At 67.6% G+C, this 18,108-nt stretch carries 11 protein-coding genes and 1 pseudogene; 3 read left to right on the top strand and 9 right to left on the bottom strand.

Annotation, left to right across the window (positions count from 1 at the left end; genetic code table 11):
* Window position 1: 1 nt before the first annotated feature.
* Window positions 2-1,426: an MFS transporter gene (locus QFZ69_RS14505; protein ID WP_306919175.1), complete on the bottom strand. Its 1,425-nt coding sequence runs from the start codon at window positions 1,424-1,426 to the stop codon at window positions 2-4.
* Window positions 1,427-1,713: 287 nt separating this feature from the next.
* On the opposite strand from QFZ69_RS14505, the pseudogene QFZ69_RS14500 reads away from it, so the two are divergent.
* Window positions 1,714-3,128 (top strand): annotated as a pseudogene (locus QFZ69_RS14500) (MFS transporter).
* A gap of 173 nt (window positions 3,129-3,301) precedes the next feature.
* On the opposite strand, the gene QFZ69_RS14495 reads toward QFZ69_RS14500, so the two are convergent.
* From QFZ69_RS14495 to QFZ69_RS14485, 3 genes are all read right to left on the bottom strand, one after another.
* Window positions 3,302-4,033 (bottom strand): glutamine amidotransferase, encoded by a 732-nt coding sequence (locus QFZ69_RS14495; protein ID WP_306919171.1) that lies wholly within the window; start codon window positions 4,031-4,033, stop codon window positions 3,302-3,304.
* A gap of 34 nt (window positions 4,034-4,067) precedes the next feature.
* A complete protein-coding gene (locus tag QFZ69_RS14490; protein ID WP_306919700.1) occupies window positions 4,068-5,894 on the bottom strand; it encodes a biotin carboxylase N-terminal domain-containing protein in 1,827 nt (608 codons plus the stop codon).
* 158 nt (window positions 5,895-6,052) lie between these two features.
* Window positions 6,053-6,778, bottom strand: coding sequence for a nucleoside triphosphate pyrophosphatase (locus QFZ69_RS14485; protein ID WP_306919170.1), 726 nt, complete (start codon window positions 6,776-6,778; stop codon window positions 6,053-6,055).
* Window positions 6,779-6,836: 58 nt separating this feature from the next.
* On the opposite strand from QFZ69_RS14485, the gene QFZ69_RS14480 reads away from it, so the two are divergent.
* A complete protein-coding gene (locus tag QFZ69_RS14480; RefSeq protein WP_306919167.1) occupies window positions 6,837-8,375 on the top strand; it encodes an HNH endonuclease signature motif containing protein in 1,539 nt (512 codons plus the stop codon).
* Between the two features lie 230 nt (window positions 8,376-8,605).
* Here QFZ69_RS14480 and QFZ69_RS14475 read toward each other — a convergent pair whose 3' ends face one another.
* On the bottom strand, window positions 8,606-11,149 hold the full coding sequence (locus QFZ69_RS14475; RefSeq protein WP_306919165.1) for an MMPL family transporter: 2,544 nt from the start codon (window positions 11,147-11,149) through the stop codon (window positions 8,606-8,608).
* Window position 11,150: 1 nt separating this feature from the next.
* Entirely contained in the window at window positions 11,151-11,885 is a 735-nt protein-coding gene (locus QFZ69_RS14470; RefSeq protein ID WP_306919163.1) for a TetR/AcrR family transcriptional regulator, read from the bottom strand.
* Window positions 11,886-12,193: 308 nt separating this feature from the next.
* On the opposite strand from QFZ69_RS14470, the gene QFZ69_RS14465 reads away from it, so the two are divergent.
* Window positions 12,194-12,754 carry a hypothetical protein gene (locus QFZ69_RS14465; RefSeq protein ID WP_306919162.1) on the top strand — a complete coding sequence of 187 codons (561 nt, stop codon included), beginning with the start codon at window positions 12,194-12,196 and terminating at the stop codon, window positions 12,752-12,754.
* 120 nt (window positions 12,755-12,874) lie between these two features.
* On the opposite strand, the gene QFZ69_RS14460 is transcribed toward QFZ69_RS14465, so the two are convergent.
* From QFZ69_RS14460 to QFZ69_RS14450, 3 genes are all read right to left on the bottom strand, one after another.
* The gene (locus tag QFZ69_RS14460; protein ID WP_306919160.1) at window positions 12,875-14,326 is read right to left on the bottom strand and encodes a dicarboxylate/amino acid:cation symporter; all 1,452 of its coding nucleotides are present in this window, start codon (window positions 14,324-14,326) and stop codon (window positions 12,875-12,877) included.
* Between the two features lie 183 nt (window positions 14,327-14,509).
* A complete protein-coding gene (locus tag QFZ69_RS14455; RefSeq protein ID WP_306919158.1) occupies window positions 14,510-16,078 on the bottom strand; it encodes a glycoside hydrolase family 71 protein in 1,569 nt (522 codons plus the stop codon).
* A 291-nt stretch (window positions 16,079-16,369) separates the two neighbouring features.
* Window positions 16,370-18,061, bottom strand: coding sequence for a DUF885 domain-containing protein (locus QFZ69_RS14450; RefSeq protein WP_306919156.1), 1,692 nt, complete (start codon window positions 18,059-18,061; stop codon window positions 16,370-16,372).
* Between the last annotated feature and the right edge of the window lie 47 nt (window positions 18,062-18,108).

The raw sequence follows: 18,108 nt of genomic DNA, 5'->3' as shown, positions 1-18,108 counted from the left end.
GTTAGACGTGTCCCATCGCATTTCGGCTGGCAGTGCGGAGGTAGCAGGCCCAGCAGACCACGAGCATCAGGACGTACGCACCGACGAAGCCGTAGAACGCCGGGGTGTACGAGCCGCTGGCGCTGTTGGAAGCATTCAGGACCTGCGGGATGACGAACCCGCCGTAGGCGCCGATGGCCGAGATCAGGCCCAGCGCCGAGGAGGCCAGGCGCTGGGTGGCCACCGTGCTGGCCCCGGACTTTGCTGCCCGGCTGGAGGTGGCGAAGATGACCGGGATCATCCGGTAGGTGGCTCCGTTGCCGAAGCCGCTGGCGGTGAAGAGGAACAGGAACAGGGCCAGGAAGAGCCAGAAGTTCTTCAGGGGGAGGGTCCAGATCATGGTCAGCGTGATCACGGCCATCGCGGCGAACGCGGCCACGGTCATCCGGGCGCCGCCCATGCGGTCAGCCATCCGGCCGCCGTAGGGGCGGGCCAGGGAGCCGACCAGCGGGCCGAGGAACGCCAGCGAGAGTGCCACGGTGCCGACGCCGATGGAGGAGAACGCCGGGAAGTAGTCCTTGATGAGTTTGGGGAAGACACCGGCGAAGCCGATGAAGGAGCCGAAGGTGCCGATGTACAGCAGCGCCATGATCCACAGGTGCGGTTCCTTCAGCGCGGCGAGCGAGCCGGCGACGTCGCCCTTGGCGCTGGTGAGGTTGTCCATGTACTTCCAGGCGCCGAACGCGGCGAGCAGGATCAGCGGGACCCACATGAGCCCTGCCATGGGCAGGTTCACGGCGCCCGCGGCCAGGAGGGTGATCGCGATCGGAACGGCAAGCTGTGCGACGGCGGCACCCAGGTTGCCGCCGGCGGCGTTCAGTCCCAGCGCCCAGCCCTTTTCCCGGGCCGGGTAGAAGAAGGTGATGTTGGCCATCGAGCTGGCGAAGTTGCCGCCGCCGAAGCCGGCGAGGGCCGCGACCAACAGCATGGTGCCGAACGGGGTGTCCGGGTTGGAGACGCACATGGCCAGTCCGACTGAGGGGATCAGCAGCAGCAAGGCCGAGACGATGGTCCAGTTGCGGCCGCCGAAGCGGGGGACCATGAAGGTGTAGGGGATCCGCAGCGTGGCGCCGACCAGGCTGGGCATGGAGATCAGCCAGAAGATTTCCGAGGTGCTGAAGGTGAATCCGGCGGCGGGCAGCTGGACCACCACAATGGACCAGAGCTGCCAGACCACGAAGCCCAGGAACTCGGCGAAGATGGACCAGTTCAGGTTGCGGCGCGCGATGGGGCGGCCCAGGGACTCCCACTGGTCCTTGTTCTCGGCATCCCAGTTGGCGATCCAACGGCCGGGACGGTATTCAAGGGCGGGGCCCCCGACGGTTGTACCGGCTTCAAGGTGTGTGGCAACGCCGGGTTCGGCGTTTGCGGTGCGTTCAGCAGTCACGGAGACCTCCTTGGGGGTGTTGTCCTTCCAAGGTAGGGAAGCCGCGTTTCCGGGACCGTCGCCGTTTGTTAACATGCTGTGACGTTTGCCTATCGGCGCGTCCAGTACGGCGTGAGGAACGTGAACGGTATCGTGTGAGGGCCATCACGTGAGACGATCCCGGTTGTCCAAATAGTGGGACATTTGTCCATTGATTGGACCACGGGAACTAATATGTAGGCCTACGTATCCTCTCCTCATCCGGACGCTGAGCAAGAACGGTCCGGTCCTCATGAAAGCGCCACTACATGTCATCCACTGCAACCTCCACGGGGCATGGGTCCGCCAAACAGGTGAACTCGCGCGGCCGCGTCATCGTCGCCAGCCTGATCGGTACCACCGTTGAGTTCTACGACTTCTACGTCTACGCCACGGCCGCCGTACTGGTTTTCCCCCGGCTCTTCTTCCCCGGCCAGAACGAAACCACCCAGCTGCTGAGCTCCTTCGCGGTCTTCGGCGTCGCTTTCATCGCGCGCCCGCTTGGCTCTCCATCGTTTTCGGCCACTTCGGTGACAAGTTCGGCCGCAAGGGCACCCTGGTGGCATCGCTGCTGACCATGGGTATTGCCACCTTCCTCATCGGCTGCCTGCCCACCGCCCTCGTCCCGGGCTGGGAATTCTGGGCCCCGGCGCTGCTGGTGGTCATGCGCTTCGCCCAGGGCCTGGCCCTCGGCGGCGAATGGAGCGGTGCGGCCCTGCTGGCCACCGAAAACGCCCCGGCGAACAAGCGGGCCATCTACGGCACCTTCCCGCAGCTGGGCGCCCCGATCGGCTTCATCATCGCCAACGTCATCTTCCTGGTCTTCAGCTACGCGCTGTCGGCGGAGGACTTCATGGCCTGGGGCTGGCGGGTGCCGTTCCTGCTCAGCGCGGTCATGGTCATCATCGGCCTCTACGTCCGGCTCAAGCTGATCGAAACCCCGGCCTTCACCAAGGTGCTCGAATCCAACGAGGTCGCCAAGCTGCCGCTCGCCCGCGTCTTCAAGACCAGCTGGCGTCCGCTGATCCTGGGCACGTTCATCATGCTCGCCACCTATGTGCTCTTCTACCTGATGACCACGTTCACGCTGACCTACGGCACCCGCGCCTCCAGCCTGGACGCCGCCAAGGCCGCCGCGGAGAAGGCCGGCAAGCCGATGACCGAGGCCGCCGCAGCCGCCTTCGTCCCCGGCCTGGGCTTCTCCCGCAACGACTTCCTCTGGATGCTGATCGCCGGCGTCGTGTTCTTCGGAATCTTCACCCTGGTCTCCGGCCCGCTGGCCGAGAAGTACGGCCGCCGCAAGATGCTGATGGCAGTCACCGCCGGCATCTTCGGCTTCGGCCTGCTGTTCGTCCCGCTCTTCAGCGGCGGCTTTGTGGGCACCATGGCCCTGCTCATCATCGGCTTCTCCCTCATGGGCCTGACCTTCGGTCCCATGGGTGCACTGCTGCCGGAGCTGTTCCCGACCAATGTCCGGTACACCGGCTCGGCCGTCAGCTACAACGTCTCCAGCATCCTGGGCGCGGCCGTGGCCCCGTTCATCGCCGTCTGGCTCTGGGAAATGGCGAAGGGCAGCCCCGTGCTGGTGGGCGTCTACCTCACCGCCATGTCGGTCCTGACGCTGATCGCCCTGTTCCTGAGCAAGGAAACCCGCGACCTGGACTACGAAAACAACGTAGCCTGACGCTCGCCCCTCGTTACTGAGACTCATTACTGAAACTGGTTCCTGAAACTGGTTACTGGAACTGGTTCCTGAGAGAAGAAGCCCGGTGTGCTGAACACACCGGGCTTCTTTGCGCCTTGCTCCCGTCCGGGCTCTTCGGCGCCGGGTTTCAGGCCGGGCTCAGCCCGGAACCGTCAGGTGGCGTACCGCTCCACGAAGTTCCGGAGGATCTTCATCGGTTCCGTGGCGACGAACTGCCGGGCGTCCTCCATCAGCATTTCGGCCGATTCCGGCGGGAAGTACCCGGCATGGCGGTAGATGTCGATCCTGGTGACCAGCCCTTCGGCGTCGAGCTCCGGGTGGAACTGCGTCGCGTAGAGGTTGGTCTTGATCCGGAACATGTGCACCGGGCAGGCGGCGGAGCTCGCCAGCAGTACCGCGTCCGGCGGCAGGACGGTGCATGCCTCCTTGTGGCCGGTGAACGCCGTGAACTCCTCCGGCAGGCCCTTGAGCAGCGGATCGTTCAACCCCTCCTGGGTCAGGCTGATGATGACGCCGCCCAGTCCCTCACCGTAGGTCCGGTCGATCACGGCACCCTGATGCCGGCCCAGCGTCCCGACCCCGTAGCAGGCGCCCAGAAACGGGAAGTCCTCGGCCACGATCCGGTCCAACAGCGCGGCCAGCTCCCGCTCCACCCGGTGCTGGGTGACCGATTTCTGCTCCGCGGGATCACTGGAGGTGAACGGGCTGCCGCCGACGATCACGCCCGAGTACTCCGAGAGTTCCAGGTCCGGCAGCGGGACGGCCTCCATCCGGATCCGGTGCAGCTGCGCCGCGTCCAGGCCGGTATAGCGGAGGTAGGCCCTGTATTCGTCTTCGGCTGCGGCGTCTTCGGCGCGGGAGGCGAGGAGGAGGAATGGCTTCACGGAACTAAGTCTGCCGTTCCCGTCAACTCCTCCGCTACCCGGCCGCGGTGTCTTCGATCATGGCGATGACGGCGCCGGCGGAGACGGTCTCGCCGGCAGCTGCGGACAGCCCCATCACGATCCCGGCCCGGTGTGCGGTGAGCGGCTGCTCCATCTTCATGGCTTCCAGCACGACGACGAGATCGCCTTCGGCAACCGTCTCACCGTCGGCGACGGCCACTTTGACGATGGTGCCCTGCATGGGGGAAGTCAGCGCGTTACCGCTGGCCGCGGCTGCCGCGCCGCCGCTGCGGGAGCGCTTCTTGGCCTTCGCCGGTTTGCCGGCGCCCCCGCTACCGGAGGTAACGGAACCCAGCGATGCCGGGAGGACGACTTCGAGGCGCTTGCCGCCGACCTCGACGACGACGCGCTGGCGTTCGCCGGCGTCGGTCGCTTCCACATCGGTGCCGGTGGGAATCCAGGCGGGGATGTCGTTGACGAAGGCCGTCTCGATCCAGCGCGTGTGGACCTTGAACGGTCCTTCGGCGGGAGCGAAGTCCGGGTTGCTGACGACGGCGAGGTCGAACGGGATGACGGTGGGGATGCCTTCGACCACCATCTCCTCGAGGGCGCGGCGGGCGCGCTGCAGGGCCTGCGGGCGGGTGGCGCCGGTGACGATCAGCTTGGAGAGCATCGAGTCGAAGTTGCCGCTGATGATGTCGCCCTGCTCCACGCCGGAGTCGATCCGGACGCCGGGGCCGGTCGGGTTCAAGAGCCGCGTGATGGTGCCGGGGGCGGGCATGAAGTTCCGGCCCGGGTCCTCGCCGGTGATGCGGAATTCGATGGAATGGCCGCGGACCTCGGGGTCGCCGTAGCCGAGTTCTTCGCCGCGGGCCAGCCGGAACTGCTCGCGGACGAGGTCGATCCCGGTGACTTCCTCGGAAACGCAGTGCTCCACCTGGAGGCGCGTGTTGACCTCGAGGAAGGAGATGGTGCCGTCCTGGCCCACGAGGAACTCGCAGGTGCCGGCGCCGAGGTAGCCGGCTTCCTTGAGGATGGCCTTGGAGGATTCGTAGAGCCGCCGGTTCTGTTCTTCGGTGAGGAAGGGGGCGGGGGCTTCTTCGACCAGCTTCTGGTTGCGGCGCTGGAGCGAGCAGTCACGGGTGGAGACCACCACGACGTTGCCGTGGGCGTCCGCCAGGCACTGGGTCTCGACGTGCCGCGGGGCGTCCAGGAAGCGCTCGATGAAGCACTCGCCGCGGCCGAAGGCGGCGACGGCCTCGCGGACGGCGGAATCGAACAGTTCGGGGATTTCCTCCCGGGTGCGGGCCACCTTGATGCCGCGGCCGCCGCCGCCGAAGGCAGCCTTGATGGCCACCGGCAGTCCGAACTTGTCCACGAACTCGAGGATTTCCTCGGCGGACTCCACCGGGTCTGCCGTTCCTGGGACCTGCGGGGCGCCGACCTTTTCGGCGATGTGGCGGGCCTGGACCTTGTCGCCGAGGGCGGAGATGGCCTCGGGGGAGGGACCGATCCAGGTGATGCCGGCGGCGATCACCCTGGCGGCGAACTCGGCGTTTTCGGCCAGGAAGCCGTAGCCGGGGTGGATGGCGTCGGCGCCGGAGCGGTGGGCCACCTCGATCAGCTTGTCCATCACCAGGTAGGACTCGGCGGCGGTGTTACCGCCCAGGGCGTAGGCCTCGTCGGCCAGTTTGACGTGCAGGGCGTCCCGGTCCGGGTCCGCATAGACCGCCACGGAGGCGATGCCTTCGTCGCGGGCGGCGCGGATGATGCGCACGGCAATTTCACCGCGGTTGGCGATCAGCACCTTGCTCAGCCGATGGGTAACTGCGGCTGACGTTACTGCGGCTGACGACGGCACGGGATTTGCGGACTGCTCCGAATTTGCTGACAAGGCGTCTCCTTCTTTCCTTCAGGGAGCCTAGCGCGGTTTTGTGGGGTCCGCCGATATTACTTGCGGAATCCGCCCGCAAACGGCCCCTCCTTTGTAGGGTTGCTACAAAGGGACTGCGAAATGGCTCACTCAGCCCGTACCTCGGCCGGGTCCACCGCCCCTCCGGTCCAGAGTTCGGTGATGCCCACCTTCGCCTGGCCCAACAGGCCGCGGAGGGTTGAAATAGAAAGCCCGACGACGGTGTGCGGGTCGCCGTCCACCTTGCGGATGAAGGCCCCGCCGTAGCCGTCGATCGTGAAGGATCCGGCGCACTGCAGCGGCTCCCCGGTGGCGATGTAAGCATCGATTTCCTCGGCGCTCATCTCCATGAAGTGCACCTCGGCGGACGTGACATGGCCCAGGGTCGCGCCGGTGCCGGGGCGCTCTGAGCTGTTCTCGGAGCTGTCGGCGCCTTCTAGGCGTTCATCGTCGCGGCCGTCGGCTGGGCCGTCGGTGTCCCGGCAGTCCACCAGCCAATGGCCCGTGTGCAGTACACCCATGCTGCCGCTCATCCGGAGCATCCGTTCCCGGGCGACCTCGGCCGTGTACGGCTTGCCGTGGGCCTCGCCGTCGAACTCGAAAACCGAATCGCAGCCGAGTACCAGGGCGCCTTCCGCCTCCGGCAGCGATGCCACGGCCTCGGCCTTGGCCCGGGCGAGCAGGAGGGCGGTGTCGTGCGGATCGGTCACGCCATAGCGGGCCTGGACGGCGTCCTCGTCCACATCGGAGACGAGGACTTCGTGCCGGATGCCGGCGTAGCTGAGCAGCTTGGTGCGGGCGGGGGACTGGGAGGCAAGAATGAGGCGGGTCACCGCTCCAGCCTAATTCCCCCGGGCCTTTATTGTCGGAGGTCTCTGATTGAGTTGGTTCATGGACGGCAATCGGGAGCCAGAAGTGGTTCGGGGCGGCGCTGGACGCGGCGCGACGGTTCCGGATGTCGCCCGCCTGCTCGCCACCGTCCGCCCCTGCCACCTCGGCGGCGGCCGCGGCAGCGGCGGGCCCGGGCCCGGGCTGATTGACCAACTCCGGGAGCTCGAGGATCTGAAGTCCGCGGCGGCCGCGCTGCAGGCCCGGATCGCGGTCGCCTTCGATGCCGTCCAACGCCGCGCCCAGCGCGCGGCCGGCATGCCCGCGGCCGAGCTCGGGGCCGGGGTCGCGGCGCAGATCGCCCTCGCCCGGCGCGAGTCCCCGGCCCGCGGCGGCCGGCTCCTGGGCCTGGCCAAAGCCCTCGTGACCGAAATGCCGCACACCCTCGCGGCGCTGGAGAGCGGGCAGCTCAACGAATGGCGCGCCACCCTCCTGGCCAGGGAAACCGCGTGCCTGTCCGCCGCGGACCGCTGCGCCGTCGACGAGGAACTCGCCGCCGACACCGGATCCTTCACCGGCGCGGGCGACCGGGCCATGGTTGCCGCGGCCCGGGCCTGCGCCTACCGGAAGGACCCCCGCTCGGTCACGGAGCGGGCCAGCCACGCCGCCGGTGACCGGCACGTCAGCCTCCGCCCCGCCCCGGACACCATGACGTACCTGACCGCGCTGCTCCCGGTCTCCGCCGGCGTCGCCGCCTACGCCGCCCTGTCCAGGCAGGCCGAGTCGCTCCGCACCGGCGGGGACCCCCGGGGCCGCGGGCAGCTGATGGCCGACGGGCTCGTCGAACGCCTCACCGGCACCCCCGGCGGTATCACCGGCATCGAGATCCAGCTCGTTCTGACTGACCGGACCCTGTTCCAGGGCGACAGCGAACCCGCCCGGCTCCCCGGCTACGGCATCGTCCCCGCCGGCTGGGCCCGCGAACTGATCAAAAACGCCGGCTCAGCGCCGGGCACCGGAGCGGGCCCGGGCGGTGCGGAAACCCGCGGCGCCGCCGGTAATGGCGACGACGGCAACCGCCAGCTGCAGACCTGGCTGCGGCGGCTCTATACCGCTCCCGGCGCCGGGGACCTGGTCGCGATGGACTCCCGGGCCCGGCTCTTCCCCGCCGGGCTCCGACGCTTCCTCCAGGCCCGCGACGACACCTGCCGCACCCCCTACTGCGACGCCCCGATCCGCCATCTGGACCACATCATTCCATGGCAGCACGGCGGACCGACCAACTCGACCAACGGCGCCGGGTGCTGCGAAGCCTGCAACTACACCAAGGAAACTCCCGGCTGGACCAGCCGGCCACGCCCCGGGCCCGGACCCGCGGACACGAAGGAACACAGGCACAACCTTGAACTCACCACCCCCACCGGCCACAGCTACCACTCCACCGCACCACCGCTGCCCGGCGTTCCGCTACGGCGCACAGAGGCTGGAAGTACCCTCGCCGTGCCGCCAGCTTCAACTGACAGACATTTCAGACGGGAACTGCGACACAATGCCAAGACGCTCAAGCTAGCCGGCGCGGGCCGCCCGGTAGCGGCCGCCTGATCCACCCCGCCCGGTAGCGGCCGCCTGATCCACCCCGCCTGATGCCGCCGCCTGCTCCACCCGGCCTGATCGACGCCGCCTGATCCGCCCGGCCTGATCCATCCGGCCGGATCGCTCCAGCCTGATTGCCCGGCGGCCCCGCGAGGCGACTCCACCCTGCACACAACAAGGCCGCCCGCCGATCAACGTGATCGGCGGGCGGCTTGACACCTCGTGGGCGGTGGCGAAGGTCAGTGGGCGGTGGCCTCCGCGGGTTCCTCCGCGGCACCGGCAGCCTGAATGGTGTCCGGCTTCCGCAGCTTCGCGCCTTCAACGTCCACGTCAGGCAGGATTCGGTCCAGCCAGCGGGGCAGCCACCAGGCCTTCGCGCCGAGCAGGTACATCACGGCGGGGACGATCGTCATGCGGACCACGAAGGCGTCGATCAGCACACCGAAGGCCATGGCGAAGCCCAGCGGCCGGACCATGTTCAGGTGCGAGAAGATGAAGCCCGCGAACACGCTGACCATGATGATCGCTGCCGCCGTGACCACCGCGGCGGCCTGGCTGAAGCCGGACCGGACCGCGTGCTTGGCCGATTCGCCGTGCATGTAGGACTCGCGCATGCCGGATGTTATGAACACCTGGTAGTCCATGGCCAGGCCGAACAGCACACCGATCAGGATGATCGGCAGGAAGCTCAGCACGGCGCCCGGATTCTCGACGCCGAAGATGGCCCCGAGCCAACCCCACTGGTAGACCGCGACGACGGCGCCGAAGGCGGCAGCCAGCGAGAGCAGGAAGCCGCCGGTGGCCAGGAGCGGCACCACGATGGAACGGAACACCAGCAGCAGCAGAATCAGGGACAGGCCCACCACGATCGCCAGGTACGGCGGCAGGGCATCGCCGAGCTTGGTGGAAACGTCGACGTTTCCGGCGGTCTGTCCGGTGAGGCCGATGCTTACCCCGGTGGAGTCCTTGATCGCGCCCTTTTCGGCGCGCAGTTCGGAGACCACCCGGACCGTACTGGCGCTGGCCGGTCCCTCGTTCGGGATGACCTGGAATACTGCGGTGCGGCGGTCGTCGCTCAGTGCCACGGGGACGGCGGCGGTGACGTTCTCGGTGCTGCGCAGGATGTCCGCGACGTCGAGTTGCCTGGCCTGCGCCTCGGTTTCGCTGAGACCGGCCGGGAGGTCACCGACGACCACGATAGGTCCTGTCATGCCTGCTCCAAAGCTGCGTCCCGTGACGTCGTAGGCCTTGAAGGCCAGCGAATCGACGGGTTCTGACCCGCCGTCGGGCAGGGCGAGCCTCAACTGGCCGGCTGGCAGCGCCACGATGCCGAGCAGCAGGACGCCGGCCAGCAGAGCCATCACCGGGTGCTTGGTGACGAGGCCGCCCCAGCCGTGGCTGCCGCGGTGTTCGTCCCTGGCGCGGTCTTCCATCTCGTGGCCCGGCTCGGTGTTGTGCTCCTCCGCCTTGGCCCAGGCCCGCTTGGAGATCAGCTTCCGGCCCAGCAGGGAGAGGACGGCCGGGGTCAGAGTCAGGGCGACGACGACGGCGACGCCCACGGTGCCGGCGGCGGACAGCCCCATCACGGCCAGGAAGGGCAACCCCGGAATGACGAGCGCTGCGAGGGCAATGATGACGGTGAGGCCGGCGAAGAGCACCGCGTTTCCCGACGTGCCGGTGGCGAGGGCCACGGATTCCTCCGGATCCATGCCTGACAGCAGTTGGCCGCGGTGGCGGCTGACGATGAACAGGGAATAGTCAATGCCCACGGCGAGGCCGAGCATCAAGGCCAGCATCGGGGAGATGGAGCTCATGTCCAGGGCGCCGCTGAGGGCGAACGTGCCGCCCACGCCCACTGCCACGCCCACGACGGCCATGAGCAGAGGAAGTCCGGCGGCGATCAAGGTGCCCAGCATGATGATCAGGACCAGGGCGGCGATGGCAATTCCGAGGATCTCCGAGATCCCGAACAGCTCGGAGACGTCTTCGGTGATTTCCTTGCTCGGCAGGGCCGTGACGCCGGCGGAGGAGACTTCCTTGACGATGTCCTGGACTTCCTGGCGGACCTGGGGCTCCAGGCCATTGATGGAGGTCTTGAACTGGACCTGGGCAATCGCGGCGTTGCCGTCCTCCGAGACGAAGCGCATCCCTCGGGAGGCGTCCAACTGGCGTTGACCGAGGGCGAGTTTCTTGTTGCCGGCCGCAAGCTCCCTGGTGGCGGCGTCGAGCTTCTCCTGCCCGGCGGCGAGGGCGGCCTTCTGCTGGCCGAGCCGTGCCTCGATGGCGGCGGCGGGGAGTCCGGCGGCGGCCATCTGCTGCTCGGCGGCCTCAAGTTGGCTCCTGCCGCCGGCGAGTTCTCCCGCGGCCTGGGCCAGCTGGGCCTGGCCTGCGGCTGACTGTTGCTGGGCGGTAATAAGTTCAGCGGCGGCGCCGTCCAGCTGCGCCTGGGTGGCGAACGGTTCCAACGTCCCCTGGACGTCCGGAAGGGTCGTCAGCTTGGTCAGCGCGGCGGACACCGCATCCTTGCCGGCCTGGCTGAACTCGGTGCCATTGGCTTCGAAGACGATTCCCGCAGAGCCACCCGAGGAAGCAGGGAGCTCTTTCTTGAGCTTGTCCGCCATCTGCTGGGTTTCCGTGCCCGGAATCTGGAAGTTGTTGGACAGGGTGCCGTGGAAGGCGGCGGCGGCACCACCGATGGCCACCATCACGGCCAGCCACAGTGAAATCACCAACCATCGGTGCCGGTAGGAGAACTTGCCGAGGCGGTAGAGGAGTAGTGCCATGTCAGAGCCGATCTGGGGAAGGGGTGGCGGTGGACGGGACGGCCGGGTTGCCGGCCTGAAGGGCACCCTGGGCAGCTGCGGGGCGGGCGAATCCAGAGCCCAGCAGGCCCATGGAATCGATCAGGAGCTGGCGCAGGGTGGAAAGGGATTCCGGGGTGAGCGACCCGCCGCATCTGGCCAGCCAGACGTCCATGGCCGCCCTGCCGCAGGAGATGACGGACCCGGCCAGGGCACGGAGGTACAGTTCGTCGAGTTCGGCGCCCGCCCCCTCGTTGACGCGCTCGCGGGCGGCGGCAGTGATTTCGGCGGTGCAGTGGTCCCAGGCTTCCAGCTCCGAGCGGCTGAGTTGCGGATTCGACTTGCCCAGGCTGTACAGCTCGGCCATCGGGGCCACGGTCATCGGGTCCGCGAGGGCCACGAGTGCTGCACGGGCCGATTCCAGGAAGGGTTCCCCGGCCGGGCGCAGCCGGAACTGCTGGAGCGCCTTGTCCAGGAAGCCGAAAGTCACGGCCGCGATCGCCGCCTCGGTGCTGTTGAAGTAGTTGAAGAAGGTCCGGCGGGAGATACCGGCAGCGTCCGCGATGTCCTCGGCCGTGAAGTTGCCCGGGCCCTTGGCGCGCAGCTGGCCCAGCGCCGCTTCCGTGATGGCCTGGCGGGTCGCCGCCTTATTGAGCTCGCGGCGCGAGGGCCCGGCGCTGTCGGGACTGGCGGCATCGGGAGTGGAAGGTGGGGTCACGCCCTTACACTACGTGCATGTTTGCACAGTGCGCAACTTTCGTGAGGGGCCGGGCCGAGGAGGGAAATCGGCGAGGAGTGTCCGGTCATCGCAGGTCCGGCTGCTGTTTCCGGGATCTCGTTCGACGTAACGATCGACATGCCCTGAGCCTACCCATTCCCGAGCCTCAGGACCGGAAACATTCACAGCAAGATGAAAGCTTCCCGACAGCTCCGGCTGAAGCGGCCGCAGCAGACTGGAACTACGTCTTGGAAAAGAGACCACAGCACAAGGAGCCGTCACCGCACGGCAGATCCAGGAGACAGCACATGTCAAGCACGAAGAGAATCACCCTGGTCATTTCGGCCGCTTCGCTGGCCCTCGGCGCCGGTCTGGGAGTCACCGAAATGGCATCGGCAGCCACCACTCCGACTCCCGCTCCCAGCACCAGTGCCTCGGCGGAGGCGACGCCCGGCACCACCGACGGTCAGGGCATGCGCGGCGGCCATGGTCGTGGCGGGGACCGCGGCGGCGCCCGGGCCTCCGAGCTGGCCGCCAAGCTTGGCGTCGACGAGGCCAAGGTGACTGAAGCGCTGAAGGCCTTCCGCGACGCCTACAAGCCCACCACCCCGCCGGCCGACGGCGCCAAACCGGACCGTGCCGCCCGGGACGCGGCCCTGGCCAAGGCCCTGGCGTCGTCGCTCGGCATCGAGGAGTCCAGGGTCACCGCGGCCCTCGAGGAGCTCCGGACCGCAGCACAGGCGGACCGTGCCGCGGCGCTGAAGACCAAGCTGGACCAGGCCGTCACCGATGGAACCCTGACCCAGGCCGAGGCGGACGCCGTCAGCAAGGCCGTGGAGAAAGGCGTCATCGGGGGAGGCGGGCACTAGGCGCCGCGGATTCCAACGGACGCCGCTGAAGCCGGACGCCGCTCAAGCCGGACGCCCGCTTAACAGGAGAAGTCCCCGGGAATTCCCGGGGACTTCTCCTGTTGCGGCTCGTTCCGGCGGTTACGCCTTCGCGTCTGCCAGCTCGCGCTCGTCCCGTTCAACGGCGGGAGCGGCGGCAGCCGAAGGGTCGACGGCGGAGTTGCCGGCGTCGTCGACTTCGTCGGTGAACGGGTCACCGTTGCGCGGTGCGTTGTAGAGCGAGTCGTTCAGGATGCCCTGTCGCTTGGCGACGATGGTCGGGACCAGCGCCTGGCCGGCCACGTTGACGGCCGTGCGGCCCATGTCCAGAATCGGGTCGATCGCCAGCAGCAGGCCGACGCCGGCCAGTGGGAGTCCCAGGGTGGAAAGCGTCAGGGTCAGCATGACGACGGCGCCGGTGGTACCGGCGGTCGCGGCCGAGCCCAGCACCGAGACGAGGGCGATCAGCAGGTACTGGGTGAAGTCGAGCTGTATGCCGAAGAACTGGGCCACGAAGATCGCCGAGATTGCCGGGTAGATGGCGGCGCAGCCGTCCATCTTGGTGGTGGCGCCCAGCGGCACGGCGAAGGAGGCGTAGGCGCGGGGGACACCCAGGCTGCGTTCGGTCACCCGCTGGGTCAACGGCAGGGTGCCCACCGAGGAGCGGGAGACGAAGGCCAGCTGCACGGCCGGCCACACGCCGGAGAAGTACTGCCTGATGGACAGGCCGTGGGCGCGGATCAGGACCGGGTAGACCACGAACAGCACCAGGGCCAGGCCCACGTAGATGGCGAAGGTGAACTTGCCGAGCGAGCCGATCGTGTCCCAGCCGTAGACAGCCACAGCGTTGCCGATCAGGCCGACGGTGCCGATCGGGGCAATCCGGATGATCCACCAGAGGACCTTCTGGATCACGGCCAGGGCGGAGGCATTGAGGTTCAGGAACGGCTCGGCGGCCTTGCCCACCTTGAGCGCCGCGATGCCGACGGCGATTGCGATCACCAGGATCTGGAGGACGTTGAAGCTCACGGCGGTGGTGGCGACGCCCTCGGTGACGGTGGTGTTCGCGCCCAGGCCGAGGAAATTCTTCGGGAACAGGCCGGTCAGGAAGGCCCACCAGTCACCGGACTTGCCGGCGTACTTGGCCTCCTGGGTGATGCCGGTGCTGGCGCCGGGCTGCAGCAGCACACCCAGGCCGATGCCGATCAGCACGGCGATCAGCGAGGTGATCGCGAACCACAGCAGCGTGTTCCAGGCCAGCTTGGCGGCGTTTGAAACGGCGCGCAGGTTGGAGATGGAGCTGACGACGGCGGTGAAGATGAGGGGGACGACGGCGGTCTGCAGCAGCGAGACGTAGCTCGAACCGATGGTCTGCAGGGTGGTGCCGAGGGCGTTGGGGGTGGCCTTGGTGCTGCCGGTGTACTTGGCCAGCAGGCCGAGTCCCAGTCCAACGATCAGGGCGGCGATGATCTGGAAGCCGAACGAGCCGGCCCATTTGGGCAGCTGGAAGCCGGTCTTTCCAGCGGGTGCGGGGGTGCTTGTCTGAGTGCTCACTCGAACACGCTAGGACCGGTCCGGTTATCACGGCGAACGGATGTTGAGAAATGTTACGACGTAACATTCGGCGCTGCGGGGCGGAGTTCTCGGAAATCCGGCGCCAGGCCGGAACTTTATGAAGTTATTCCTGCGGCGGATGTGGGGATTGTCTCGAACTGTCCTCTGGCGGGCGGGAACGAGCTAGCGCGGGCAGGTGGCCGCGACGCCGCCGCCTGCGTGGTAGATCATGTCCTGGTACACCACCGAGGACCGCACCGGGGTGTTGCTGGTGACGGTGTGCACCGTCGCCTCGCTGCGGGCGAGCTTGAAGGCCGGAGTGGTGCCGGCCACCAGCGGGACCTTGAAGGATGTGAGTCCCGCCGGGGCGTCCATGGTCTTGACGTTGCCGCCCTGCGTAATGGTGAGGCGTCCGGGGGACTTCAGCACGGCTACCAGTTCCACCTCGTTCCTGGCCGCGTCACCGTTGGGTACGTACATGGCCGTTGGTTTGCCGTTGCGGCCGACGGGCAGCTTCGAATACGGCGCGTTCGTGGGGTGCGAGCGGTGGTTCCAGTAGAGCGCGTCCTGGGTAATCGTGGGCTTGACCCCGCTCTTGAACCAGGAGATGTAGTAGGCGGCCATGTCCATCACCGCAAAACCGCGCTGTTTGGAGGGCGCCACCCAGGATTCGGTGTAGTCGCTCCAGGTGATGAAGGCAATCGAGTCTGCGTTGCTGGTGATTGCGGACATCAGGGAATCCCGCAGGGTGGAGCTGTTGGATGACTCCCAGTAGCGGCCGTCGTAGGACCGCGAATCCTCGAACGCTACCGGCTGCATCCACGTCTTACCGCGGCGGTGGGCCTCGGCGCTTTCCTTTGCGAGGTTCGGAACGCCGCTGGCGGTGCGCGTTCCCCAGTGCGAATACCCGGACACGGAGTTGTTCCAGTCCATCTTTTGGGTTCCTCCGCCCCAGGAAATGAAGATCGGAACGAGGTTCGATTTCACGCCGGAGGAGGCGAGGCGGTTCCTGAGCCCGTCCCACCAGGAGGGAGTCTTGCGCTCAGGGAAGAATGGCGCCAGGACGATGCCGGCACTGTTCCGGTAAATCGAGGGGTCGTCCTTCACCTTCATGACGTCGTTGTAGACACTGTCCGACGTGGAGCCCGCCGCCGTATTGAAGTCCGGGCTCAGCATGATCTTAAAGCCCGGGTCCACCTTCTTGGCGGCGGCCAGCATGGCCGGTAGCTGGTTCCAGCGCTGGTCGCTCGAGGTGTGGTATTCCCAGATGAAGCCGTCCAGGCCCGCCCCGACAGCCTGCCGGACCTCCTGTTCGAAATCGGTCTGCCGCCAATTCGTCTGGGTGGTCCGCTGGGGGAGCTGCGGACGGTCCCGCAGGTCATAGGCGCCGCCGGTGGAGTTATAGGTGTTCAGCCAGCGCGGGTAGACGTCCCGGCTCGGATCGGGGCTGTCCACGGCGAGCGGGAACGGCGGGAAGTAGAAGGCCCAGACCTTCTTCGCCGAGGTGTGCCGGTTCGCGGGGGCAGGCAGGTTGATCGGTAGGGGATTGCAGGCTGCGGTCGTGGCCAGAGATGCAGCCGATGTTGAGGCTGGCGCTGTTGCCGCAGTCAGGGGGGACGGGGCGCCGATCGTCGCTACAGCGGCGAGGAGCGCGGTCGCTACTAGGGAAGCAGCGGTCCGCGTCCGGCCGGGGGTCCGCGCCCGGGGTGCGCGAAGGGTCGGGGGTCTCGCGTCTGAGGCAAATTTCCGCATGGAAGGCTCCAATATCGGATTTTCTGTGCATTTGCCCGGCAGGGTTCGGTAAGCACGTGATGTGCTGATCGTTTCGGGCCAGGTTCATTTTCAACGGTGCACACCTGAGACCGAGGTGCTGGATGGCGCCAGGAGGCGCCTGCACTACAGGCGGTCCCGCCGAAGAGCCCAGGAATGCCCGGCATTTGCGTCGTGGCCCCAGCCTCCGACACGGGCTTTCGAAAACCCAACAAATGTTCCCGCTGGGACTAGTCCAAGATCACACCGAGGTCCATCGAGACGCCCACAGTCTTAGCCGAGCAGGGCGCTCCTGAGGGTGTCGAGGCCTACCGAGCCGATGTTCAGCGCTTTGGTGTGGAACTCTTTGAGGTCGAACCCGGGCCGGGATTCGAGTTCGGCACGGATCTGCTCCCAGAGCCGCTGGCCCACCTTGTACGACGGGGCCTGGCCGGGCCAGCCGAGGTAGCGCGTGAACTCGAACTTCAGCTGCCCCTCGCTGATCGGCAGGTTGGCCTTGAGGAAACCGTAGCCCTTGTCCGGTGTCCAGGCGCCGGAACCCCAGCGCCCGGGAACCTCCAGCTCCAGATGCACGCCGATGTCGAACACCACGCGGGCCGCCCGCATGCGCTGCATGTCCAGCATGCCCATGTGGTCGCCAGGGTCCTTGAGGTACCCCAGTTCCTGCATGAGGGTCTCGGCGTAGAGCGCCCAGCCTTCGCCATGCCCGGAGGTCCAGCAGACGTTGCGCCGCCACTTGTTGAGCAGCTCGCGGCGGTAGGTGGCGGTCGCGACCTGCAGGTGGTGGCCCGGCACGCCCTCGTGGTAGACGGTGGTGGTCTCGGCCCAGGTGGTAAATGTGTCCTCGCCGGCAGGCACGGACCACCACATGCGGCCCGGCCGGCTGAAGTCGTCCGAGGGTCCGGTGTAGTAGATGCCGCCTTCGTCGGTCGGTGCGATCCTGCACTCCAGCGTCTTCATCACGTCCGGAATGTCGAAGTGCACTCCGGCGAGGTCGGCCACGGCCTTGTCGGAAAGCCCCTGCATCCAGGCCTGGAGGGCGTCCGTGCCTTTCAGCTGACGGGCGGGGTCGCTGTTCAGGAGCTCTTTGGCTTCCTCGATGGAGGCGCCGGGACGGATTTCCCCAGCCACCCGCTCCTGCTCGGCGATCAGGCGGTCGAGTTCCTGCACGCCCCAGGCATACGTCTCTTCGAGGTCCACCGTGGCGCCGAGGAAGGACCGCGAGGCCAGCGCGTAACGCTCCCGGCCGACGGCGTCCGCGGCGGGGGCGACCGGTAGCAGCTCGGCTTCCAGGAAGCCGGCCAGCCGGGAGTAGCCCACCCGCGCGGCAGCGGCTCCGGCGTCGAGCGTGGACTGCAGGTCTGCGGGCAGCGGGCCCTCTGCCGTCCGGGCGTGGGCGGCGAGCTTGGCGAAGAAGCCGTCCTCCGCGGCGTACCTGGTGATCTGCTCGATCACGATCGACACCTGGCGCGCGGCGGCAACCTTGCCGTCCTCCATGGCCGAGCGCAGCGACTCGATGTAGCCGTCGATCGCGGCCTGGACGTTGCGCGCGCGGCCCGCGATATGGTCCCACTGCTCCGGGGTGTCCGTCGGCATGAGGTCGAAGATCGCCCGGATATCCTGCGCGGGGGAGGCGATGTTGTTCAGCTCGGCGGCATACCAGCCGGATTCGTGGATTTCCAGCTGCAGGCCGAGGCGTTCGCGCATCGCGTCAAGGGTGACGGCGTCCACGTCGTCGGCCGGATCCAGCCCGTCCAGCGCGGCCAGGGCCTCGCGGGCGGCGGCGGCGGATGCCTCCTGGCCCGTACGGGAGAAATCCTGGTATTCGGTCTCGTGGCCGGGCAGGCCGAGCTCCGTGGCAAAACTCGGGTTAAGCCGGATCAGGGTGTCCGTGTAGGCGTCGGCGACGGCGTCGATGGCGGTCTGCGGGCGCACGGTGGCGGCACGTTCAGTAGTTTCAGTCACCCGAAGAGACTAGCCGGGGCCCGGCGGTTCTGAAAGGGATGCTGAAC

This window comes from Arthrobacter sp. V1I7 (assembly GCF_030817015.1).
GTDB lineage: Bacteria > Actinomycetota > Actinomycetes > Actinomycetales > Micrococcaceae > Arthrobacter.
This window is presented reverse-complemented; position numbering and strand designations above follow the sequence as displayed.

Excerpts from the sequence above, each read along its gene's own strand:
- QFZ69_RS14480 (WP_306919167.1), top strand. The coding sequence starts at position 6,837 with ATGGACGGCAATCGGGAGCCAGAAGTGGTTCGGGGCGGCGCTGGACGC.
- QFZ69_RS14475 (WP_306919165.1), bottom strand. The coding sequence starts at position 11,149 with ATGGCACTACTCCTCTACCGCCTCGGCAAGTTCTCCTACCGGCACCGA.
- QFZ69_RS14465 (WP_306919162.1), top strand. The coding sequence starts at position 12,194 with ATGTCAAGCACGAAGAGAATCACCCTGGTCATTTCGGCCGCTTCGCTG.
- QFZ69_RS14455 (WP_306919158.1), bottom strand. The coding sequence starts at position 16,078 with ATGCGGAAATTTGCCTCAGACGCGAGACCCCCGACCCTTCGCGCACCC.